This window comes from Pedobacter rhodius (genome assembly GCF_027213645.1).
In the GTDB taxonomy this organism is placed as follows: Bacteria; Bacteroidota; Bacteroidia; order Sphingobacteriales; family Sphingobacteriaceae; genus Pedobacter; species Pedobacter rhodius.
The window spans coordinates 277,482-300,424 of record NZ_JAPWGL010000003.1 but is presented as its reverse complement, the minus strand read 5'-3'; the positions used below and the strand labels follow the sequence as shown (position 1 = coordinate 300,424).

Below are 22,943 nucleotides of genomic sequence, written 5' to 3'. Positions count from 1 at the left end.
TCGAATTTATTCGAGGTTTTTTTATAAATATCCTTTTCGTTGCATTTGATTTACATAAAAACATCAATCTAAAAAACAATTTAGCTTAATTTCGTTTTATTATAAAAACAACAAATTATGTTCGATAAATTATTCGCGGCACAACAAAAGGCCGAAGAGATTAAGAAACGTTTAGATACCATTTCGGTATTCGGCGAAGTTGAAAATGGCGCCATTAAAATTACCGCAACGGCTAATAAGGCAATAACAGGTGTTTCGATTGATGAGGAATTTTTAAAAAATGCTGATAAAGAGGAGTTGGAAGAATTACTGTTAACGGCAATTAATAAGGCACTTGCAAATGCAGAAGAAGTTAGCTCAACAGAAATGCAGGCTTCTGCTAAAGATATGCTGGGTGGCTTAGGCGGTATGTTTGGTCAATAAGCCAAAAGCGTAAAGTCTAAAGCTGAAAGCAAAGATACCATCGTAAATCATATTGTTTGATTGCTTTATTGTCTTTTTTCATGCGCCCTCTTGATACCTGATATTAAAATCTTGATACTAAAAAACTATGAACTTAACTTATTACGGCCAATCATGCTTTTTAATTGAAGCTGACGGCAAAAAATTTCTTTTTGATCCATTTATAAAACCTAATCCTTTAGCCAAAGATATCGACACCTCGAAAATCGAAGCTGATTATATTTTGATTAGCCACGGTCATGGCGATCATGTCGCTGATTTAGTTGAACTTGCAAAGCAAACCAATGCGGAAGTATTTGCTATGGTAGAAGTAGCCAAGTGGATTAAAGAACAAGGTGTGGAAAAGGTTACGGACATTAACTTCGGAACCCAGGAACTTTCATTTGGGAAACTTCGTACGGTTTGGGCAGTTCATAGCAGTTCGAATCCTGATGGCAGTTATGGTGGAAATCCGGCTGGTTTTGTCTTGAATTTAATGGGTAAACAAATTTATTTTGCCGGTGATACGGCTTTAACTGTGGAGATGAAGTTACTTGCAGAACTGCATAATCTAGATTATGCTATTTTACCAATCGGTGGACACTATACAATGGGTGTTGACGATGCTGTAATTGCGGCTAAATACATCGATTGCGAAAAAATCGTTGGTGTACACTACAATACTTTTCCCCCAATCAGTATTGATACTGAAGATGCGGTAGCGAAATTTAAACGCGAAAATAAAACCCTGCTGTTACCTCAAATTGGTGAGACGATAGAGCTATAAACCCGCCAAATAGCCACAGATTTACAGATTACATTGAAATCTGCAAATCTGTGGCTTAGATTTTAGATGGTAAGGCATAAAAAAAGGGTTCCAGAAAAATCGGAACCCTTTCAATTGTAAACCTAAAACTAATTCTTTTTAGCTGCAGCCTTATTTGCTTTATAACGCATATCTGCAGTACCATCTTTCTTCGTTGGGCCTGCAACTTTAGTTACTGCTTTTGCTTTATTTTCTTTAAAACGCATATCTGGCGTTCCGTCGGCTTTCATTTTTGATGCCGTTGTAGTCGTTTTAGTTTCTACTTTTTTAGCATCCTGTTTAACGCCTGCTTTTACTGGAGCAGTTGTAGTTTTTACTTCTTTTTTTACAACTTTTTTAGCCGGAGCGGTAGTTGCAGGTGTTTGAGCAAATGCTGTAGTTAAACCAAATGCTGCGATTGCGATTAAACTCAATAATTTTTTCATGTTCTTAATTTTTGTTTTACTCGTTTATTTGTTGATATAAAATTGATTAATCGGGATGAAGATTTAATGAAGATAAGAAAAACCAGAATTCGTACATCAATTGAGTGAAAAGTTTATATTCAAAGTTTGTTTCATATCAACGGGTTTTCCGTCTTCAGTCGCGGGAATCCATTTTGGAGAACTCATTACAACTCTTTTTGCTTCAGCAGTGAGGCTATCTCCGGGTGAAGAAACAACTTTAAAATCCTTAGGATTCCCTTCTTTATCAATCGTTAAAAGAAAATAAACCTTTCCTGTTAATCTTGCATTGAGTGCATCTGCAGGGTATCTTATATTTCTCACGAGGTACTGGTAAAACATTTTTAAACCACCCGGAAATTGAGGACGGGTCAGATTCAATAATTTAACAGCACTTTTATCCGGGGTTGACAGCACGCCGTCTTTGAAGACTTTAATGGAAATCAGCTTGCTGTCTTCACTATAAAATTTCCATTCGCCGGTCATTTTTCCGTCTACATAGTTCCCCTGTTCCATTATTTTTCCATTAGGATAGTATGATGTAAAAGGTCCGTTCAGTATATTTTCGCTGTATGTTTCAGATTCCATTAATTGCCCTTCAGGATGATTCCTCGTCCACAAACCGGTTTTATTTCCGTTTATATAAATGCCTGAAAGACTAACCTTTCCACCTTGATATTCTACGTAAGCCCCATTTAACATATTCAGTTTGGAATCCGCAAAAGTTTCCTTTTTAAGTAGGTTAAGATTTTTATCAGAGGTTATCCTTATCCAGCCGGTACGGTCACTTTTATATACTTTATAAACATTAACAGCTTTTTCAGACTTCTTTATTTCTTTACCGCCGATGTTGGTGTAGCTATACAAAGTATCGCTTTGTTGTGCAAAAGCCGACAACGAGATAATACTAAAAATCAAAAATAAAATCCCCTTCATGACAATAATTAATGGGCTGCCAGCCAGTTATCGCCCTCACCGATCTCAACTACAATTGGAACAGTTAATTTAATTGCATTTGCCATTTTATCCTGAATAATTGCTTTCATTGCATCTTTCTCCGTTTTCAAAACATCAAAAACCAACTCATCATGCACCTGCATGGTCATGGTAGATTGTAATCCCTGTGCTTTCATCTCCTTATGAATGTTGATCATGGCGATTTTAATCATATCGGCCGCCGACCCTTGTATTGGGGCATTAATGGCATTTCGCTCTGCGAAGCCACGAACAGTCTGGTTAGCAGAATTAATATCCCGTAAATACCGTCTTCTGCCCATAATCGTTTCCACAAATCCATTTTCACGGGCGAAATTCATGGTATCGCTCATATAACGTTTAATGCCCGGATATTGTGTAAAATATTGTTCAATAATTTCGGCGGCCTCTTTACGTGGGATACCTAAGTTTTGAGATAATCCGAAAGCCGATTGTCCGTAGATAATACCGAAGTTCACGGCTTTTGCATTTCTACGCTGTGTGCCATCAACTTCTTCGATACCGATTCCGTAAACTTTTGCTGCGGTTGCGGTATGTATATCGATACCTTTGCTAAATGCATCGAGCATATTTTCTTCCTTACTGATTTCGGCAATAATTCGTAGTTCTATTTGTGAATAATCGGCAGAAAGCAGGATATGATTTTCATCCCTTGCGATAAATGCTTTACGAACTTCCCTGCCCCGTTCGGTACGGATAGGAATATTTTGTAGATTCGGATTATTAGAGCTTAATCTTCCCGTAGCTGCAACGGCCTGGTTATAGGAAGTGTGTACACGACCTGTTTTTGGATTTACCATCAACGGTAACGCATCAACATAGGTAGATTTTAGCTTCTGTAGCTGGCGGAAATCTAAAATATCCTGAACAATATCGCTTTTGCTTGCCAAAGCCGTTAAAACATCTTCACCGGTTTGATATTGGCCGGTTTTGGTTTTTTTTGCTTTCGGATCCAATTGCAGTTTATCGAATAACACTTCGCCCAACTGCTTTGGAGAAGCCAGATTAAATTTAATTCCGGCTTTATCATAAACGTTCTGTTCAAACTTAATAATATCCGTTTCAAGTTCTTTCGAATAAGCTTTCAACGTTTCTATATCAATGCGGACACCTTCTTTTTCGATATCGGCTAATACATACACGAGCGGGTTTTCAATTTCCTCCGCTAATTTAGCCGCATTTAATTCTTTTAACTTTGGTTCAAAAATGTGTGCCAGCTGCAAGGTTACATCCGCATCTTCTGCAGCATAATCCACCACATCAATTACCGGAACATCGCGCATGGTTCCCTGGTTTTTGCCTTTCGGGCCGATTAATTTTGTAATCGAGATAGGCGAATAGCCCAGGTAATTTTCTGATAACACATCCATACCATGACGGGTATCGGGGTCGATCAGGTAATGCGCCAGCATGGTATCGAAAATTTTCCCTTTAACTTCCAGTCCATACCATTTGAAAACTAAAATATCGTATTTAGTATTTTGACCTATCTTTTCGATTTTTTCATTTTCTAATACGACTTTAAACTCATCAACAATGGCCTGGGCTTCTTCACGATGTTCAGGAACCGGAATATAATAACCTTCGCCCGGTTTTATCGAAAATGATAAACCTACCAATTCGGCCATATTTGCGTCTGTACCTGTTGTTTCGGTATCGAAAGAAATTCTTTCCTGTGTAAGTAATAGTTTAATCAGCTCGGCACGTTGTGCAGCAGTTTCTATTAATTGATAGTTGTGCTCCGTATTTTCTATTGTTCTGGCCGGAAGCTTTTCAACAGGTTCTTCTTCCTCCAATGTATTGGTATACTGGATGGCTTCCCCCGGATGATTGCCAAACAAATCGGTTTGCGTACCTTCCTGGAATTTGGCTGTTGTTACAGAGAATTCATCGCCAAAAACGCGGCGACCTAAGGTTCTGAATTCGAGTTCCGTAAAAAGGGGTTCTAATAAATCTTTACTTGGATCGCAAAGTTCTAAACTTGCCTCATCTAATTCAACGGGAACATCTAAAAGAATGGTCGCCAGTTTTTTAGATATTAGGCCCTGTTCGGCAAAGTGCTCTACATTTTCGCGTTGTTTACCTTTCAACTCATGCGAATTGGCAATGATGTTTTCCATCGAGCCATATTGCTTAATTAAAAGCTTGGCCGTTTTTTCGCCAATGCCCGGAATGCCGGGAATGTTGTCTACAGCATCGCCCCACAAACCCAAAATATCAATAACCTGAAGCACGTTTTCAATCTCCCATTTCGCCAAAACCTCTTTTACGCCTAATATTTCCATATCGTTGCCCATACGGGCAGGTTTGTAAATGAAAATATTTTCAGAAACCAGTTGTGCAAAATCTTTATCAGGGGTCATACAATAAACCTGGTAGCCCTTTGCTTCCGCTTTTTTGGCCAAGGTCCCGATAATATCATCCGCTTCGTAACCATCGGAGGTAATTACCGGAATATTGAAGCCCGTAATCAGTTTAATCACATAAGGCATGGCTGCGGCCAAATCTTCCGGCATGGCCTGTCGATGTGCTTTATAAGCTTCGAAAGAGGTATGCCTTTCTGTCGGGGCATCCGTATCGAAAACAACGGCAATATGCGTTGGTTTTTCTTTCTTTATAACATCAAGCAATGTATTGGTGAAACCCATTACGGCCGATGTATTTATCCCAGTTGAAGTAAAACGGGGGTTTTTGCTTAATGCGAAATGCGCCCTGTACATCAGCGCCATTCCATCTAAAAGAAAGAGTTTTTTATTATTCATGTGATTACACAGATTTGAGATTACACCGATAAGTCGATTTCATCCATTGATAAATTAACCAAAGTTAATAATCTGGTGAAACTAAAACGTATGAAATTTTAGGAATGATGTGTCAAAAGCATTAAAATTGCGTTATCCTAAATATTGACCTTTACTATGAGAATTTTTCTTTTTCTGACGGCTATTCTTTTCTTCGGTTTTCGAATGGCTTCTGCACAGGATTTTATCGTTAAAAATAATGATGATGTGATTCGTGGAACGATAAAGGGAACGGATTACTTTTCTGTTTTTATCAGTGCTAATGATGAAGCAGATGTAATTTTGCCCGCAAAGGATGTTAAAAATTTCTTTTGGAATGGAAATAGTTATTTAAGCAAAGGTTTTGCAACGGGTAAAAATTTAGAGTATCGGTTTGTAAAAGTGATTGAGCTGGGAAAAGTGAATCTTTATTCATTTGGAGGGGAGACTTTAATGCCCGTTCAAAAGCAGAAGAAAGTAAGGTTTAGTCCATCAATAGGAATAGGTACCGGAACCGGTGGCTATGGCGGTATGGGAATGGGCGGCGGAATAAGCATTGGTGGCGGCAGGAATGCGCCAGAGCGACCGGCCGGCGCACCCATTGTGAGGTATTTTATTGAAAAGCCAGGTGCAGGGCCACTTCAGGAAATCCCGGTTAAAGCGATAACCGAAGACGCAAAGAAAGCAGAGGTTAAAACAATCTTACTTCAAAAATTAGGTGATGATCCAAATTTAAAAGCACAGGTTGAAGCAAACACAACTCTGAATAGTAAAGACGTAACAGAGTTGGTTAGGGCTTATAATGAGGTGTTCAGGATTAAAGGATAGACCAGGATTTTTACGATTTAAGGATTGGTTTATCTTCAATCCTTAAAGTCGCTTATGCACTTGCATTCAATTCATCCCAGTATTCAACAGCTCTGCGGTAATGAGGAATTACAATGCTTCCGCCAACTAAATTGGCAATCATAAATATTTCGTTCATTTCTTCGCTGTTCACACCTGCCTCATGGCATTTGCCTAAATGATATTTAATGCAATCATCGCAACGTAAAACCATAGAAGCCACAAGACCAAGCATCTCTTTTGTTTTAACATCCAATGCGCCATCGGCGTAAGATGTGGTATCTAAAGCAAAAAACCGTTTAATATTTGTATTGGCGGTTTCCATTATTCTATCGTTCATTTTCTCGCGATAGCCGTTAAATTCTTCTACTAACTTGCCCATATTTTTTAATTATTGATTGAGTGCTATTTGAATGCGTAAATATTGATGGTTTCAAAATTAATTGTGAACCTGCTAATCGAGGTTAATTTCTTCCATCGGGTTCCAAAAAACCTTTTTAAAATTCACAACTTTATCGTTTTTTACTTCCACACCTTCAGCAGCCAAAAGTTGTTCCATTAACTCTGGCGGACTAAAATGGAACTTCCCGGTTAATAAACCACTACTGTTTACCACACGGTGTGCAGGCACTTTCGGGTGCGCCATACCGGCATAAAGCATTGCATGACCAACCATTCTTGATGATTTTGCCGCGCCTAAACTTTTAGCAATTGCGCCATACGATGTTACCCTTCCTTTTGGGATCAACCTGGCAACCTCATAAACCTGCTCGTAAAAGTTAGTGTTCATTATTCAAATGAAAATTGAATGTAGTTTATGTTTTTATCGTGCAACAAATATTTTTTCTCGTAATAGGTTTTTATCGATAAAACGTCATCCACCAGTTCTGATGTATATAAATGGTCGGTATTTTTAAAAACTTTTAAACCTGATTCTTCAACCTTTTCGCAAGTATATGCATACAGCTGGTCATTATCCGTTTTAAGATTTACCCGTCCTCCCGGTTTTAAAATGTGCTTGTATTTATTTAAAAATGCAGGGAAAGTTAAGCGTTTCTTTTCTCTGCTGATTTGGGGCTGAGGATCGGGAAAGGTTATCCAGATTTCATCAACTTCGCCTTCACCGAAATAATCAAGCAAGTTTTCAATCTGAATCCTTAAAAAAGCAACATTATCTATTCCGTCTTCAATTGCAGTTTTTGCACCACGCCAAATGCGGTTACCCTTATAATCGATACCTATAAAGTTTTTATCGGGGAATAAACGGGCTAAATTGACTGAATATTCACCTTTTCCACAAGCAAGTTCCAATACAATCGGTTTGCTGTTTTTAAAATGTGCTGCTGCCCATTTGCCCTTTAGTGGCTTTCCCTCTTCTAATTGATATACGTTTGCGAAAGTCTCTATCTCCGCAAAACGCCTAAGTTTATCTTTACCCAACAGTTTTTTTTCAGCAAAAGTAAGATTTAAATTATTTACCGGATTATTTTTCTTTTTGAATGGTTATATTATCTGTAATTCGTTGTATTTTTGAAAAATTTAACTCATTACCATTGGAAAAAAATGCTAAGATATATGTTGCGGGTCATCGCGGCATGGTTGGTTCTGCTATTTACCGTAAACTGCAAAAAGAGGGTTACACTAATCTCCTCACAAAAACATCATCAGAACTGGATCTGCGCAACCAGCAAGCTGTTACTGATTTTTTTGCAGCAGAAAAACCTGATTATGTATTTCTTGCCGCAGCTAAAGTTGGGGGTATTGTAGCAAATAATACTTACCGGGCCGATTTTCTTTATGAAAACCTGGCGATACAGAATAATGTAATTCATAATGCTTATTTAACCGGCGTTAAAAAGTTAATGTTTTTAGGATCCAGTTGTATTTATCCTAAATTAGCAGCACAACCGCTTAAAGAAGATTATTTATTAACCGGGACTTTAGAAGAAACCAATGAACCTTATGCCATAGCAAAAATTGCCGGCATAAAAATGTGCGATGCTTATCGCGACCAGTATGGCTGCAATTTTATATCGGTAATGCCTACAAATCTTTATGGCTATAATGATAATTACCATCCACAAAATTCGCATGTGCTTCCGGCATTAATCCGCAAGGTGCATGAAGCCAAAGTAAATGGCGAAAAACAAGTTACGGTTTGGGGTTCAGGTTCACCAATGCGCGAATTTTTATTTGCTGACGACCTGGCGGATGCCTGTTATTTCTTAATGGAAAACTACAATGAACCAAGCCTGATTAATATCGGCGTTGGGCATGATTTAACCATTAAAGATTTAGCACTTACAATTGCGGCTGTTTTAGGCTTTGAAGGGGAACTGGTTTTTGATGCGAGTAAACCCGATGGCACACCACGTAAGTTAATGGATGTTACGAAGCTTCATAATTTAGGCTGGAAACATAAAATAGAATTACCCGAGGGCATTGCTTTGGCTTATGAAGATTTTATGAGCCGGTATTAATAACATATTTTGTAAAAAAGGGTCTGCCTAATAAATCAATTTATGTTTGAATCTTATTTTTCCAAGCTTTCGGCTATCATTTGGAGATAACAAAAAGCAGCTGTCTTACTGAAATTGTCGAAAGATAAAGTTTCTATCGGTTGGTGTCTCACCAGCCGATAGGTTAAAAAAAGAAGCTGTCTCATAATCAAATTATCTCTGACCTTGTCGGTAAGGCCTTAAAAGCAATTTTTACAGGTCTTTCAACAAACCCGCATTTCGTGTTTATAAGACAGCCTCGAAAGCTATAGCATAAATGCTTTTAAATAAGGTTGTGCATAATCCCCATCGTCTTTAAATACAGCTATTAAAACTTTTTTAAGACCCGCATTATCTATCGGTTTGCCTTTAGCGGGTGGTAGCAATTCCTTTTCGGGAACGGTAACCTCCGTTATTTTTGTTGCAAACCAGGTAATGTTATCATGCGGTAAGGCCAGTCCAAGTATCATTCCCGGTAAACCGGTAAAAGATTCCGGTCCGCCCGATACGGCAATCTGATTACAATAATAAGCAACCACATAAACTGAATCCATTATAATTGCGTTCGCTCTCCGGCATTCGTATCCTGCAATATCACGGGTTTCATCTGTAATCTTCCAGTTAATTTTACGAACACTATCCTTTACCAGATATGTTGCCTCATATACACTTTTCTGGATAATGCTTGTTTCAGTTTTAAAATCAGTGGCGATAATATTCTTTAAGTCGGCTATTGGATTGTTATACAGCCAGTTATTGGTTGCGGGTGTAGATTCATCATCGAACTTATAAAGAGCCCTATCACTGTTAAATTTTAAGGTGCTTTTTGCTGCTTTAAACTGGGGGTTGTTCTTTTTATAATTGTCGAAAGCTTGTTGCATATAACTTTCATTATTCTTATTTATTTTTTTCTTTATTAAGGCATACATATTTGATCTTTTCTCAAATTCTATTATGCCATTTTTTATAAAGTGTACATTCTGTGCAAAGCAATTATTAGCTAAGAAAATAATTGTGCAAATAATAATATGTTTTAATGTCGTTTTCATAGTGATTACTTTTGAGGTTTAACGCCGCCGCCCATTCTGGTAAAATCCCAGCTTACTGTGGCCATAAAATATCTTCTGATTGTTGTATAACTTGTTTGTGTAATGTTACCGTTAAAAGCAGAACGGCTGAATCCCTGATTTTGATTAAGAAGATCATTACCTTTAATGGATGCCCTTAAATTCTGGGCCTTAAAAAACTTTTTGCTAAATGTTACATTCAATAAAAATTGCGAAAAGGATTCGTTAAAGGCCTGTGTTTTTCCTCTGTATGTATATTCTCCATCTGAATTGATTTCAAATTTACCGGGTAATTGTACAGACCCTGAAAAATAACCTGAAGCACCCCATCCATTACTATTAAATGCCTGCTGTACAGAGGCTTCGGTTGTTGTATAATCAGGACCGAAATAAGCATAAAAATTATATTTTCCCTCTTTATATCGGTTTATATTAATTTGAGGAGAGTAAGTCATATTTTTAGTTTCATTCAAAACGTTATTAATATAATTATATGAATTGTTTCCATTCATATTGAAGCCTAGTCCCATGGTAATGCCTAAAATCTTTCTGTCGATACTCGAATAGACACTAAAGTTAGCGGGTACTTTATCAGTGAGATTTACGGCCTGGTAAGTACTTTTACCTGCAGCATCGGTAAACACGTTATTTACAATCGGGTTGTTCGTAAAGCTATAATATCCACTGATGTATAGGGACTGACTTGTTAATACCTTATATGTATTATAGCGCACGTTTAAGGAACTTCTAAATGAAGGCTTTAATTCAGGATTACCAAGCGTGATGTTCAGCGGATCGGTATTAACTCTGATTGGCTGAATTTGATCTAAAGATGGCTGATTTGTGTTACCATTATAATTTATTCTGAAAGATTTTTGTTGAGAAAAATTGTATTGATACATGGCCTGAGGCATGTAGTTTACGAAGTTTCTATTATACGTTTTATTGTTGTATAAATCTTCCTGTTTAAAGTTGACACCGCTAAATTTAGAACCGGCATTAATTACCGTTTTACCTTTTTTGTAATTGAAAATAGCACCACCCTGATTTATGGTTTGATTCAACTGATAATCGTTACTGAACTGATTATCTAAAATATCGTACCTTCCAGACATTGACTCGTTAAATGATTTTCGATCTGATCTGCCGGTTATCAGGTTTAACCCATAGTTTACAATCAAACTTAAAGATTTGGAAAGCGGTTCCGTGTAGGCAAGATTTGATTTAAATGCACTGTTTGTGATATCATTAACCTTATACTGATTAACTCGAGCAATGCTATCTAATGTTCCTGCAGTATTATAAAAACTATTTGTAGAATTTAAGTAGCCTTCAGTTTGACTGTTCGTGGAAGACTGACTTAAATTAAGAGACAACGTTCGTCCTTTTTTCTTCAGTTTTTTAGTCAATAAGGCATTGAAATTAAATATCTTATCATCCGCATCATTTGTCAAAGTTCTTGAGCTGGTATTCAGAAGGCTATTATCGCCCCGGGTGCTCAGCGTTCCATAATCCTGAAAAGTTTTGCTTTGTTTTAATGTGCCATCTACATTTACTTTTAAAGTCAAAGTTGTATCCAGCTTAATCTCATACATCGCATCCAGTTTTTGTCTGAATATATCATTATCAAAAGTTTGGTTGGAGGTATTATTTATAATGCCGGAAGCCAAATTATTCTGGCTGATGGTATTTCTATCTCCGGTAACCTTTAACGAACCTATCTTGTAATTTGTATTCAGGGTTTCTTTATCGCTATTCCATTTATTATCGAAGTGTAAACCACCGGTTCTTGCCACAGGAATACCCTGGTCATTGTATTGTCCGCCCCATCCTTCAAATTCATCGCCACCTCCGGTAAAATAAATGCCGCCATCATCGCTAACAGTAGCATTGCCAGATGATCCGAGTTTTTGGCTATCTTCCCAGTTTAAGCCTACCTGGCCATTATTGCCCAATAATCCATAGGCGGAAAATTTCTTTTTACCTGTAAACTTGTTGAACAGCAGCTGACCCTGATAGTAGTTATCGGTACCAATTCCTCCGGTAGCTTTCCCAAAATAACCATTCTTTGCATTTTCTTTTAATTTAATATTCAGCGTTTTGGTTTTTTCGCCATCATCAATACCCGTAAAAGTTGCCTGATCGCTTTTTTTATCATATAGCTGAACCTTATCCACCATATCCGCCCGTATATTTTTGGTTACCAGGGTCGGGTCATCACCAAAAAATTCTTCTCCATCTACCAATACTTTAACGTTTTTTTGCCCTTGTGCGGTAATCTTTCCGTCTTTATCAACCTGAATACCCGGGAACTGTTTAATTAAGTCTTCCACCTTCGAATTCGGCTCTATACTATATGCCTGCGGATCAAATTCTGTTGTATCGCCTTTAATTTTTATCGCCGAGCGATTACCTTTTATAATAACATCCGCTAAAATCTGCGCTTTACCGGTGAGGTTAATCTTGCCATAATCAATATCTTTCTTGGTAGAATCTAACGTAAAGTGATCTACAAAATCTGCATATTTTGGATAAGAGACTAAAAGGATGTACTTGCCATTTCGGATGTTACCCACTTCGAAAGAGCCATTATCCAATGCCCTGGTAAATTTTACCATTGTCGAATCTTTGGCATTTAAGATCGAAATAGAGGTATTCCCTAAAATTGTTGTAGATGCCGTGTCTATAATACGACCTTTGATAGTGTGTAAATTTTGTGCGTTTACCGAAACAAAACAGAAAATCAGAAAGCACAACGAGAGGAGTTTTCTTTTCATAGATGGAGTTGGTTTATCCATCGAATATAGAACTAATTAATTAGTTTAAAAGAGCATTAACACTTTTTAACAAAAATGTTATATGGGGCTAATTGCTTTGTTAATCGTTTTAGTGAATTGTTAAAAAGATAAATAAGTTTTCGTATAGATATTACAGGCGTTCGTCTAGAATTACAGCTTAGTGGTATAATTGCGGCATTTCGGCTGAAACGTTTTCGAAATGTTGTGGTCTTATATTCAAAACAACCTAAAAATTAAGGGTTTAAGAAAAAAGATTTATAACATATAAAATATTAAAGTCATGAAAAATTCTATCAAAAACGTATTCGTTGCCGCTTTAACAATAGTTGCTTTAAGCAGCGCAACAACAGTAGCAAGGGCTACAGAAATTAATGCAAACTATACTGCTTTAACTCAGGTAAAAAACATTACTAAAATTGCTGTTTCAGGAAATGTTAAACTTATACTTATTCAGGATAATAAAGAAAGTATCGAAGTTTTCGATAAGTATTATTCGAACAATGCATTGGTACAACAACAAGGTTCAGAATTGCGCATAAGTTCTTTCAGCAAAAACGCTTTAACAGTTATCGCACACGTTAACAATATTTCATCAATAGAAGCTTCAAATACTTCAACCGTAGCAACTGCCGGAAAATTCAACTTGTTAAACTTAAATGTGGTTTTAAAAGACAAAGCTACTGCCAACATTAACGCAAATACAGTTAATCTGACTACAATAATTAATGATGGAACAAGCTTAAATTTAGAGGGAACAACTGAAAGCCATACAGCGGTTTTAGGCAATGAAGCGAAAATGAAATTAGACGATTTTGCTTCAGCAGATACTAACATCAGCATTTCACCAAAAGCGATTTACGCCGGTAACTTATCTCGCTACGAAGATTTAAAAATCGACTTATTAGAAAAACTTTTCTGAGTTAAACTAGAGTTACTAACTTTTTAAAAGTTAGTAACTCTTTCGCACTATTAATGCCCTGTTTTCTGAATGAAAATTAAAATAATCAGCCCGGTCTCCAAACCAATTAATTACTTCATCTTTTTTTAAATTGCTTGGTTTATCAATCAAAATTCTTTCATAAGAACTCCATCTCCAATCTCTGAAATCTTCTAATAAGCCATGCTTTTCTGGATTTGCATGAATGTAAAAAACCATTTGTGTAAAATAATCTTCTGAATCAATTATCGTCCTTTTAAAAGGCTTCTGAAATAATGAACCAACCCGGGTATTTTGTTTATTAAATGCCATGGCATAAGATTGAAAGAATTTTTGAAACTGATGCGCGACGATGTCATGAGCACTTTTTCCCAAAATATTTAACGTTAATTCATCTTTAATGCGGATAAGTAAATGGAAGTGATTCCCCAACAAGCAATAAGCATATGTTTCTACAAACGGTGTTAAATATTTGTTATACTGTTTCAGGAAATACGTATAATTTTCATTGCTTTTAAACATTAGCTGTTTATCTATCGTGCGGTTATAAATATGGTAGAAACTTCCACATTCTAATTTTTCATGGTAATGTTCTTTTTTTGCCATGTTGAGAATTATATAAAGTTACTAACTTTTTAAAAGTTAGTAACTTAGCACATAACTACAAATCAAACTTTATTCCCTGCGCTAGAGGTAGCGTATTTGAATAATTTATCGTATTCGTCTGCCTCCGCATATAAGCTCTCCAGGCATCAGAGCCACTTTCCCTACCGCCTCCTGTTTCTTTTTCACCACCAAAAGCACCGCCAATTTCAGCACCTGAAGTTCCGATATTAACATTCGCTATGCCGCAGTCAGAACCCTGATTGGAAAGAAACTGTTCTGCTTCCCGCAAATTTAACGTCATAATTGCAGATGATAAACCTTGTGGAACACCATTTTGTAAGGCAATTGCTTCATCTAAAGTTTTGTATTTAATCAGGTATAATATTGGTGCAAAGGTTTCATGCTGAACAATTTTGTAATCATTTTTTACCGCTGCAATACAAGGTTTAACATAGCAGCCACTGATGTATTTATCGCCCTGTAAAACGCCGCCCTCTACAATAAAATTTCCACCTTCGACTTTACATTTTTCAATTGAATCGAGATAAGCTTTTACAGCATCGGTATCGATCAGCGGACCGACATGATTATTTTGATCTAATGGATCGCCAATTTTTAATTGCCCGTAAGCTTTGACCAGCTTGGCTGTAAATGCATCGTAAACACTTTCATGAATAATTAACCTTCGGGTAGATGTGCAACGCTGACCTGCCGTACCAACCGCACCAAAAACAGCACCTATCAAACTCATATCTAAATCCGCATATTCTGATATGATGATGGCATTATTTCCACCCAACTCCAATAAGCTTTTACCTAAACGGGCACCAACGGCCGCACCGACTTCTTTACCCATCCGGGTAGAACCGGTCGCTGAAATTAAAGGAATGCGATTATCATTCGACATGAATTCGCCGATTGTTCTATCACCTGTAATAAGATTCGAAACACCTTCCGGGATATTGTTTGCCTGCAAAACTTCAGCTATAATTTTTTGACAGGCAATTGCCGTTAAGGGTGTTTTTTCTGATGGTTTCCAGATGCAAACATTCCCACAAACCAGTGCCAGCGCCGCATTCCAGCTCCAAACGGCAACCGGAAAGTTAAATGCGGAAATGATACCTACAATTCCAAGTGGATGCCATTGCTCATACATTCTATGGCTCGGACGTTCACTGTGCATGGTTAAGCCATAAAGCTGACGAGATAAACCAACTGCAAAATCGCAGATATCTATCATTTCCTGTACCTCGCCAAAACCTTCCTGTAAGCTTTTACCCATTTCGTATGAAACCAGTGTGCCTAAAGCTTCCTTATGATGGCGTAAGGCATCGCCTAACTGACGCACAATTTCACCCCTCTTTGGCGAAGGAACTGTTTTCCAAAAGATAAAAGCGTTCTGCGCTTTTTCAATTACTGAATTATAATCTGCTTGAGTAGTCACCTTTACCGATGCAATTTTGTGTCCGTCAACAGGAGAAAAACTATCAATAATTCCGGCGTTTGAAGCGCCTCCCCATTCGCTTCCCGTACTAAAAGCAGGGTTATTGGACGCTATTCCCAGTTTATTTAAAATCGATTGAACATCTGTTTTCATAATATATTTGCTCGTTAAAATTCTTATCAGCCCGATTTTCAAAGCTAAGATTTACATTGGTCTTTTCTTCTGGTATCAATAATATAAACGATTTGCCAGCCTTTTTCACCTTTAACCAGTTGAAAGGAATTCACTCCGCAGTGGCTGAACTGCTCATCAACATAAAATTTATAATCTGTCCATACGCTGGCTAAAGGTCCATCAATTAATACCTTTGTAAAAACAATTCGCTCATCGTATTTCTGCTTATGTGGCGTACCGATAAATTTTATAAATTCCGGCACAGGCTCTGTTCGGACAGTGTTTTTTCCATCTTTACTAACAATGGTTTGTAAAATGCTGTTCGGTGCAAAGGCAGATGCCGCCAAAGTACTGTCGCCGGTTTTCATTCCCAGGAAAAGATTGTTGACTGTTTTTTTAACCGCGTCTTCATCAGGGCTTTGCGCCTTCAAACTCTGACCAAAAAATGCACATATAAGTGCTAAAACGAATACGCTTTTCATGACTTGCTGATTAGATTAGGAATATAAAATTATGTTATTTTTGTAAAAGAAGGGAAAAGGAACCGCGTTATAGAAAAATTTGGTGATTATTCACACATCTAATTACAATCAATATGGTTTATTTCAGCGGTTTACGTTAAAATAAATAGCCAATGTTAATAATTATTTTTTAACCCCATTGGTAAATATTGTAAACTTATAATGTGTTTTTCTGCTAAATGGCACGGTTCTTTAATAGTATAACGATATGGAAGAAGAATTCTTTTTTGAATCCAATGAAGATGCTCAACGCTCGGTAGAACGTTACGAAGAAATGATCCGGAATAAGGATCAGTATTTTTTCGATGCAGGCGCTTTTGAATACATTGTTGATTTTTACATCGAAAAAAATGATCCGGTAAAAGCTTTACAGGTTGTTGATTATGCAATAAGTCAACATCCTTATGCCACTGTTTTTTTAATTAAGCAGGCGCATCTTTTTATTTTAACAAATAATAACGAGCAGGCATTTTTAGCCTTGCAAAAAGCAGAACTGTTAGAGTCATCAGAACCTGATATTTATTTACTTCGCGGGAATATTTATCAAAATACAGAGCGTTACAGTGAAGCGCTGGAGAATTATGAGAAGGCTTTGCTTCTGGCTGAAAGTACAGACGAAATTTTGCTACAGATTGCTTATGTTTACCAGAACATGTCTGATTATGAAAGTGCCATTACTTATATAAAAATGAGTCTGGAACAAAATATGGAAAATCAGGATGGTTTATACGAACTGGCTTTTTGTTATGATGTATTAGACAAGCAGGAAGAAAGCATTAAATTTTATCAGCAATATATTGATACCGATCCGTATTCATACGCGGCCTGGTATAATTTGGGCAACAGTTTTCATAAGCTTAATCTTTTTGAAAAAGCGATTGATGCCTATGATTACGCCATCTTAATTAAGGAAGATTTCAGTTCGGCCTATTTCAACAAGGGTAACGCTTTGGTTCAGTTAGATAAATATGATGAAGCGATAGAGGTTTACAGACAAACTTTTGAATACGAACAACCAAATGCCGATACCTACTGTGCTATTGGCGAGTGTTACGAAAAGTTGGAAAAAATGGACGAAGCCCGTTCTTATTATAAGAAATCGGTGAAAATGGATCCAAAAATGGCAGATGCGTGGTTTGGAATCGGTGTTACCTTAAATCATGAAGAGCGTTATTTTGAATCCTTGCATTTTTATAAAAAAGCAATCGATTTAGAGGCGGAGAATCCTGATTTCTGGTTTGCAATGGCAGATGCCTATTATAAACTGAATCAGATAGAAGAATCGATAAATGCTTATGAAAAAGTTTTAGAATATAATCCGCTTGATATTGAGGCATGGTTAGATTTTAGCACGGTTCTTTACGAACAGGGAAAACTTTTGGAAGCCTCGGAAACAATGGCTGAAGCAATTAAGAATAACCCCGAAGCTGCCGAACTATATTACAGGATGGTAGCGTATTTATTTGCTTTGGGCAGTTATGCCGATGCATTAGGTTATCTGGAAACCGCTTTAACAATTGACCCGGAGAAACACTACATTTTATTTGAATATTTACCGCAGTTACAGGATAACAGTGCCATTATCAACGTTATAAACAGATTTATCCGGTAACAATCCGTGTGAGAAAAATTTAACAAATAAATCTCAAAATTTTTTTCACTTTTGTACACATATGAATTACCCATTATTAAACGTTCCCGAACGTCCGTCTAAACCACGCCAGAAAGGCTTAACAATGGTTATGGATAAGGGATTAAGTCTTCGTCAGGTAGAAGATTTTATTGAAGTTGCCGGTGTACATACAGACATTGTAAAATTAGGATGGGCAACCTCGCATGTTACGCCAAATCTTAAAGAGAAATTAGCTTTATATAAAAGTGCCGGTATACCGACTTATTTTGGCGGAACACTATTCGAAGCATTTATTATTCGTAACCAGTTTGAAGATTATCAGCGTGTATTAGAGCAGTACGGGATGGAATATGCAGAAGTATCCGACGGCTCTATCGAAATTGAACATGATCTGAAATGTGAATACATCAGCAAACTTGCGAAACAGGTTACCGTAATTTCCGAGGTTGGAAGTAAGGATGCGGCGAAAATTTTTGCGCCATACAAGTGGATTAAATTAATGAATGCTGAAATTGAAGCCGGTTCGTGGAAAGTTATTGCCGAAGCCCGCGAAGGCGGAAATGTTGGTATTTATCGTGGTAGCGGTGAAGTAAGAGAAGGCTTGGTCGATGAAATATTAACTCAAATCCCCGAAGAAACCATTATTTGGGAAGCGCCTCAAAAAGAGCAGCAGGTTTGGTTTATCAAGTTAATCGGCTCAAATGTAAACCTTGGTAACATTGCCCCTGCCGAAGTTATTCCTTTAGAAACCATTCGTTTGGGCTTACGTGGCGATACGTTTGACCATTTCCTTAATTCAGGTAAATAAAAATAACCCGTCATTGCGAGGTACGAAGCCTGCCTGCAATGTCATTAAGTTTAGAGAAATGTTGTCAGTCTGAGCGTAGTCGAAGACTTTTCAATGGTCGAAAACAAAATAATAGTTTGTCCTGCACTGAGCGAAGTCGAAGTGCAGGCTCGCTACCATTGACAGGTCAAAAGAAATTCGTCGTCTCGATCCGATAGCTATCGGATGACGGGATCTAGAGGGTTTGATTTTCCTAAATTTTTCTGTCATTTATATTGATTTTTATTAAATAAATTAGCCCTTAAAATGACGTAAATACAACTATGAAAACTTACGGTTTAATCGGTTATCCGCTATCGCATTCTTTTTCTAAAAAATATTTTACCGAAAAGTTTCTTCATGAAGGAATTGCCGATCATCAATATGAGCTTTTTCCTATAGAATATATAACATCATTGCCAGGTTTACTTGAAGTAAATCCATCACTTTGTGGATTAAATGTGACTATTCCGCATAAGATAAGTGTACTCGATTATCTGAATGAAATTGAAGAAGCTGCTGAAAAAATTGGAGCGGTAAATTGTATTTCAATTAAAAAATTTGGTAACGAAATTTATCTGAAAGGGTATAATACCGATGCATATGGATTTGAAGCATCTTTAAAGCCTTTATTAAAACCTCAACATGATAAAGCTTTGGTTTTTGGAGATGGTGGTGCCGCCAAAGCCGTAAAATACGTTCTTCAGAAATTAAATATCGATTACCAGGTTGTGGTTCGCAAAGCCACTAATGGAGCTATTTTATATGGTGATGTTACGCCTGAAATTTTAAAATCCCATAAATTACTCGTTAATACAACCCCTTTAGGAATGTTACCTGATATAGCTACGTATCCTGCTATTGATTTTATGCAGTTAGATGCAGGTCATTTAGCCTACGATTTGGTTTACAATCCTTTAGAAACAACATTTTTAACAAAAGCGGCAGAAAGAGGTGCTGCGATTAAAAATGGTTTGGAAATGTTATATAAACAGGCAGAAAAGGCGTGGGATATCTGGAACAATATCCCTTAATTAGCGTTATTATTGCATGCTGTTTAAATAAATGATGAGGCGATCTGCAAAATTAAAATACCTGTTTTTTATTCCACTGTTAATGCTGCTGTTTATGGCTGCATGTCAGAACAATGAATACAGTCCGAAGCCGAGGGGCTATTTCAGGATACTGTATCCGGAGAAAAAATATCAGGAATTCAAATCTTCAGCGCCATTTACTTTTGATTATCCCGTTTATGCAAAAATGGAAGCAGATAAAGGCAAAAATGCAGAAGAGAACTGGTACAATATGCATTTTATTCCTTTTAACGGATTTCTGCATTTAACATATTATGATGTTGCTAATAAATCGGAATATGAAGAAATGGTAGAAGATGCCAGGAAGCTGGCCTTTAAACACACCATTAAAGCAAGCGCCATTGATCAGAAACTGATTAATTATCCTGATAGAAAAGTATATGGTATTTATTATGCAATCGAAGGTAATACGGCTTCGTCGGTTCAGTTTTTTTTAACGGACAGCACAAAACATTACTTCAGAGCTGCACTGTACTTTAATGAGCGGCCGCAGTATGACTCCATTGAACCGGTTATAAAATTTATAAAGAAAGATATCGATAAAATGATAACCACTTTTAAATGGAAGGATTAATTTTCCAATCTTATAAAAATGATTAATATAAAACTATTTACATTTAATGCTTACAGCGAAAACACGTATGTTTTGTTCGATGAAACAAAGGAATGTGTTATCATCGACCCAGGCATGTACGAGGGTTTTGAGCAAAACGAACTTGTAAGCTTTATAAAAGAAAATAACCTTAACCCGGTTCTACTTTTAAATACGCATTGCCATTTAGACCACGTTTTCGGAAATAAATTTGTTTTTGATACCTGGGGTTTAAAACCACAATTTCATAAAGGCGAATTACAGGTTTTACAATCTGTTCCGGGTTATGCACCGCAAATGGGTTTTTCGAAGTACGAACTTTCGCCGGAACCGGAAACTTTTTTAGAAGAAACAGGAACGGTTAAATTTGGTAATAGTACCTTGGAATTGATTTTCGCACCCGGGCATTCACCTGCCCACCTGTGTTTTTACGGCAAGGCGGATGGCTTTTTAATTGGCGGAGACGTTCTTTTTTACGGCAGCATTGGCCGTACAGATTTACCAGGCGGCAATCATCAACAGCTGATTAATAATATTGAAACGAAATTATTTAAACTTCCGGATGCGGTAAAAGTTTATCCCGGCCACGGCCCGGCAACAACCATCGGATTTGAAAAAGAACATAACCCATATTTTTGATGTAAGATGGAATAACGGATGATGGGGGTTGACATGTTACATTATCCATTTTGCCTTTTCCATCTTACCTCTTCCATTATATCCGTCTTACATTTTTATTTATATTTAACCTGTGAATACACCTCTATATATTGCCAAAAGGTATTTATTTGCTAAGAAATCGACGAATGCCATCAACCTGATTTCTGGCATCTCTATGGTTGGTGTTATGGTGGGCAGTGCCGCGCTGATTATCATTCTATCCGTGTTTAATGGGCTTGAGGTGACTATTTTAAATATGTTTAATACGATGACCCCGGAGCTTGTCATTCTTCCTGCCAAAGGGAAAACATTTAATCCGGATACCAAATATTTTAATGAGCTGAAAAAAAGTAAGGCAGTTTATTCCTTTACTGAGGTTCTGCAAGAAAATGCTTTATTAAAATATAATAATAAACAAGCTGTTGGCATGGTTAAAGGTGTAAGCTACGATTACCTGAAAAATCCAAAGTTAGACAGCACAATACGGGAAGGCAGGTTTATACTCAGTAACAAAAGTGGCTATAGTTCTGTAATAGGTTCTGCGCTGCAGACTTATTTGGCCGTAAACACCGTAGATCCGTTTACAGAACTGGAAATTTATTCGCCAAAAAAAAACATAGCTGTTAATAATCTAAACCCGGCTGATGGTTTCTTAAATAAAAGCATTCGGGTTAGTGGTGTATTTGAAGTTCAGCAGGAATTTGATAATGGAATAGTAGTGCCACTCGATTTTGCCAGGGAACTTTTAGGAGAAGAAAAAAACATTTCCTCGATAGAAATTAACTTCAAACCGGGTGTAAATATTGATAATTTTCAGAAAGAGATTTCAGAAAAGGCAGGCAATGCATTTGAAGTACGTAACAGAGCCGAACAAAACCGTTCGCTATACCATATTTTAAATACCGAGAAATGGGCCGTATACATCATCCTTACGTTTATTTTAATTATTGCTATATTCAATATTATCGGTTCGCTTACCATGCTGGTGATAGATAAAGTAAAAGATATTGCCATTTTAAGTAGTTTGGGCGCAAGTAAGAAACTAATAAAACGAATATTTCTACTGGAAGGAATGATGATTACCATGTCTGGCTGTATCCTTGGCTTGATAATTGGCCTTATATTTTATTTCCTGCAGCATCATTATGGTTTAATCAAGATGGGAGAAGATACACTTGTAAGTTCTTATCCGATAGGACTTAAATGGAAAGATTTTATTTTAGTTTTTCTAACCGTTGGATTTTTCTCATTTTTGGCATCTGCTTTGTCATCAAATTTAAGCGTAAAAAAGATAGATCAGCTAAATCAAACCTTATAAACATGAAGTTATTTAAACAGGCAACCGTATTCATTATGCTATCTGGTGTAATCCTTACCGCTTGTAACAGAGAAGAGAAGCCGGAAGCGATTAGTAACATCAAAATTGTTAAAGGTTTATATAGCTTTGGTCCGGAAATGAAGTCATTTACTTTTTGTGAAGATGGCAGGGAATATTGGGTTGCGGATAGTGTTAAAAATCTTGAACTATCCTATAGTAACTTAAACTTCGAGAAACCCTACGAACCCGTTTATGTAGAATTACAGGGTTATTTTGCAAAGTCTGATACGGCAACCGTTGCAGCTGATTTCGACTCCACACTCGTGGTAACCAAAGTGATTAAAATAAGCAAGGAAATTCCTGAGGGGCCTTGTGCTCAATAGTTATTTGAACGATAAATAAGCGATTAGTTTTTCTTAACGTTTAATATTAACCTTCGTTCG

At 37.0% G+C, this 22,943-nt stretch carries 23 protein-coding genes; 12 read left to right on the top strand and 11 right to left on the bottom strand.

What is annotated here, in order from left to right; genetic code table 11:
• Positions 1-117 precede the first annotated feature (117 nt).
• Positions 118-423, top strand: coding sequence for a YbaB/EbfC family nucleoid-associated protein (locus tag O0931_RS11385; RefSeq protein ID WP_269415705.1), 306 nt, complete (start codon positions 118-120; stop codon positions 421-423).
• A gap of 127 nt (positions 424-550) precedes the next feature.
• The gene (locus tag O0931_RS11380; protein WP_269415704.1) at positions 551-1,228 is read left to right on the top strand and encodes a metal-dependent hydrolase; all 678 of its coding nucleotides are present in this window, start codon (positions 551-553) and stop codon (positions 1,226-1,228) included.
• A 128-nt stretch (positions 1,229-1,356) separates the two neighbouring features.
• Here the strand turns inward: O0931_RS11380 and O0931_RS11375 are convergent, their stop codons facing one another.
• From O0931_RS11375 to polA, 3 genes are all read right to left on the bottom strand, one after another.
• Complete coding sequence (locus tag O0931_RS11375) at positions 1,357-1,692, bottom strand: hypothetical protein (protein WP_269415703.1); 336 nt, start codon at positions 1,690-1,692, stop codon at positions 1,357-1,359.
• 96 nt (positions 1,693-1,788) lie between these two features.
• Positions 1,789-2,646, bottom strand: coding sequence for an energy transducer TonB (locus O0931_RS11370; RefSeq protein WP_269415702.1), 858 nt, complete (start codon positions 2,644-2,646; stop codon positions 1,789-1,791).
• Between the two features lie 8 nt (positions 2,647-2,654).
• Positions 2,655-5,468, bottom strand: a complete 2,814-nt coding sequence (gene polA, locus O0931_RS11365; protein WP_269415701.1) for a DNA polymerase I — start codon at positions 5,466-5,468, stop codon at positions 2,655-2,657.
• A 156-nt stretch (positions 5,469-5,624) separates the two neighbouring features.
• On the opposite strand from polA, the gene O0931_RS11360 reads away from it, so the two are divergent.
• The gene (locus tag O0931_RS11360) at positions 5,625-6,314 is read left to right on the top strand and encodes a hypothetical protein (protein ID WP_269415700.1); all 690 of its coding nucleotides are present in this window, start codon (positions 5,625-5,627) and stop codon (positions 6,312-6,314) included.
• A 52-nt stretch (positions 6,315-6,366) separates the two neighbouring features.
• Here O0931_RS11360 and O0931_RS11355 read toward each other — a convergent pair whose 3' ends face one another.
• The 3 genes from O0931_RS11355 to trmB form a co-directional block, all read right to left on the bottom strand.
• On the bottom strand, positions 6,367-6,714 hold the full coding sequence (locus O0931_RS11355; protein WP_269415699.1) for a carboxymuconolactone decarboxylase family protein: 348 nt from the start codon (positions 6,712-6,714) through the stop codon (positions 6,367-6,369).
• Between the two features lie 72 nt (positions 6,715-6,786).
• Positions 6,787-7,122: an MGMT family protein gene (locus O0931_RS11350; protein WP_269415698.1), complete on the bottom strand. Its 336-nt coding sequence runs from the start codon at positions 7,120-7,122 to the stop codon at positions 6,787-6,789.
• Positions 7,122-7,772, bottom strand: a complete 651-nt coding sequence (gene trmB, locus O0931_RS11345) for a tRNA (guanosine(46)-N7)-methyltransferase TrmB (protein ID WP_269415697.1) — start codon at positions 7,770-7,772, stop codon at positions 7,122-7,124. The genes O0931_RS11350 and trmB overlap by 1 nt, the downstream gene beginning before the upstream one ends.
• 113 nt (positions 7,773-7,885) lie before the next feature.
• Here trmB and fcl point away from each other — a divergent pair, with 113 nt between their 5' ends.
• Entirely contained in the window at positions 7,886-8,812 is a 927-nt protein-coding gene (fcl, locus tag O0931_RS11340) for a GDP-L-fucose synthase (RefSeq protein ID WP_269415696.1), read from the top strand.
• A gap of 284 nt (positions 8,813-9,096) precedes the next feature.
• Here fcl and O0931_RS11335 read toward each other — a convergent pair whose 3' ends face one another.
• Both O0931_RS11335 and O0931_RS11330 read right to left on the bottom strand, forming a co-directional pair.
• Positions 9,097-9,879: a GLPGLI family protein gene (locus tag O0931_RS11335; protein ID WP_269415695.1), complete on the bottom strand. Its 783-nt coding sequence runs from the start codon at positions 9,877-9,879 to the stop codon at positions 9,097-9,099.
• A gap of 5 nt (positions 9,880-9,884) precedes the next feature.
• Positions 9,885-12,674 (bottom strand): outer membrane beta-barrel family protein, encoded by a 2,790-nt coding sequence (locus O0931_RS11330; RefSeq protein WP_269415694.1) that lies wholly within the window; start codon positions 12,672-12,674, stop codon positions 9,885-9,887.
• Positions 12,675-12,975: 301 nt separating this feature from the next.
• Between O0931_RS11330 and O0931_RS11325 the strand changes: the two genes are divergently transcribed.
• Positions 12,976-13,614, top strand: a complete 639-nt coding sequence (locus O0931_RS11325) for a GIN domain-containing protein (protein ID WP_269415693.1) — start codon at positions 12,976-12,978, stop codon at positions 13,612-13,614.
• A gap of 30 nt (positions 13,615-13,644) precedes the next feature.
• On the opposite strand, the gene O0931_RS11320 is transcribed toward O0931_RS11325, so the two are convergent.
• From O0931_RS11320 to O0931_RS11310, 3 genes are read right to left on the bottom strand one after another with little or no spacing between them, the layout of a single operon-like run.
• Entirely contained in the window at positions 13,645-14,238 is a 594-nt protein-coding gene (locus tag O0931_RS11320; protein WP_269415692.1) for a hypothetical protein, read from the bottom strand.
• 55 nt (positions 14,239-14,293) lie between these two features.
• A complete protein-coding gene (gene amaB, locus O0931_RS11315) occupies positions 14,294-15,835 on the bottom strand; it encodes an L-piperidine-6-carboxylate dehydrogenase (RefSeq protein ID WP_269415691.1) in 1,542 nt (513 codons plus the stop codon).
• A 44-nt stretch (positions 15,836-15,879) separates the two neighbouring features.
• Positions 15,880-16,338, bottom strand: coding sequence for a nuclear transport factor 2 family protein (locus tag O0931_RS11310; RefSeq protein ID WP_269415690.1), 459 nt, complete (start codon positions 16,336-16,338; stop codon positions 15,880-15,882).
• Positions 16,339-16,585: 247 nt separating this feature from the next.
• Here O0931_RS11310 and O0931_RS11305 point away from each other — a divergent pair, with 247 nt between their 5' ends.
• The 7 genes from O0931_RS11305 to O0931_RS11275 all read left to right on the top strand — a co-directional run bounded on the left by O0931_RS11305 (position 16,586) and on the right by O0931_RS11275 (position 22,883).
• Complete coding sequence (locus O0931_RS11305; protein ID WP_269415689.1) at positions 16,586-17,989, top strand: tetratricopeptide repeat protein; 1,404 nt, start codon at positions 16,586-16,588, stop codon at positions 17,987-17,989.
• Between the two features lie 61 nt (positions 17,990-18,050).
• Positions 18,051-18,818, top strand: coding sequence for a phosphosulfolactate synthase (locus tag O0931_RS11300; protein WP_269415688.1), 768 nt, complete (start codon positions 18,051-18,053; stop codon positions 18,816-18,818).
• Positions 18,819-19,120: 302 nt separating this feature from the next.
• On the top strand, positions 19,121-19,870 hold the full coding sequence (locus tag O0931_RS11295; RefSeq protein ID WP_269415687.1) for a shikimate dehydrogenase family protein: 750 nt from the start codon (positions 19,121-19,123) through the stop codon (positions 19,868-19,870).
• 31 nt (positions 19,871-19,901) lie between these two features.
• Positions 19,902-20,504 (top strand): gliding motility lipoprotein GldD, encoded by a 603-nt coding sequence (gldD, locus tag O0931_RS11290; RefSeq protein WP_269415686.1) that lies wholly within the window; start codon positions 19,902-19,904, stop codon positions 20,502-20,504.
• An 18-nt stretch (positions 20,505-20,522) separates the two neighbouring features.
• Positions 20,523-21,161 (top strand): MBL fold metallo-hydrolase, encoded by a 639-nt coding sequence (locus O0931_RS11285; protein WP_269415685.1) that lies wholly within the window; start codon positions 20,523-20,525, stop codon positions 21,159-21,161.
• A 112-nt stretch (positions 21,162-21,273) separates the two neighbouring features.
• Positions 21,274-22,500, top strand: coding sequence for an ABC transporter permease (locus tag O0931_RS11280; RefSeq protein WP_269415684.1), 1,227 nt, complete (start codon positions 21,274-21,276; stop codon positions 22,498-22,500).
• 2 nt (positions 22,501-22,502) lie between these two features.
• The gene (locus O0931_RS11275; RefSeq protein ID WP_269415683.1) at positions 22,503-22,883 is read left to right on the top strand and encodes a hypothetical protein; all 381 of its coding nucleotides are present in this window, start codon (positions 22,503-22,505) and stop codon (positions 22,881-22,883) included.
• Positions 22,884-22,943: the final 60 nt, after the last annotated feature.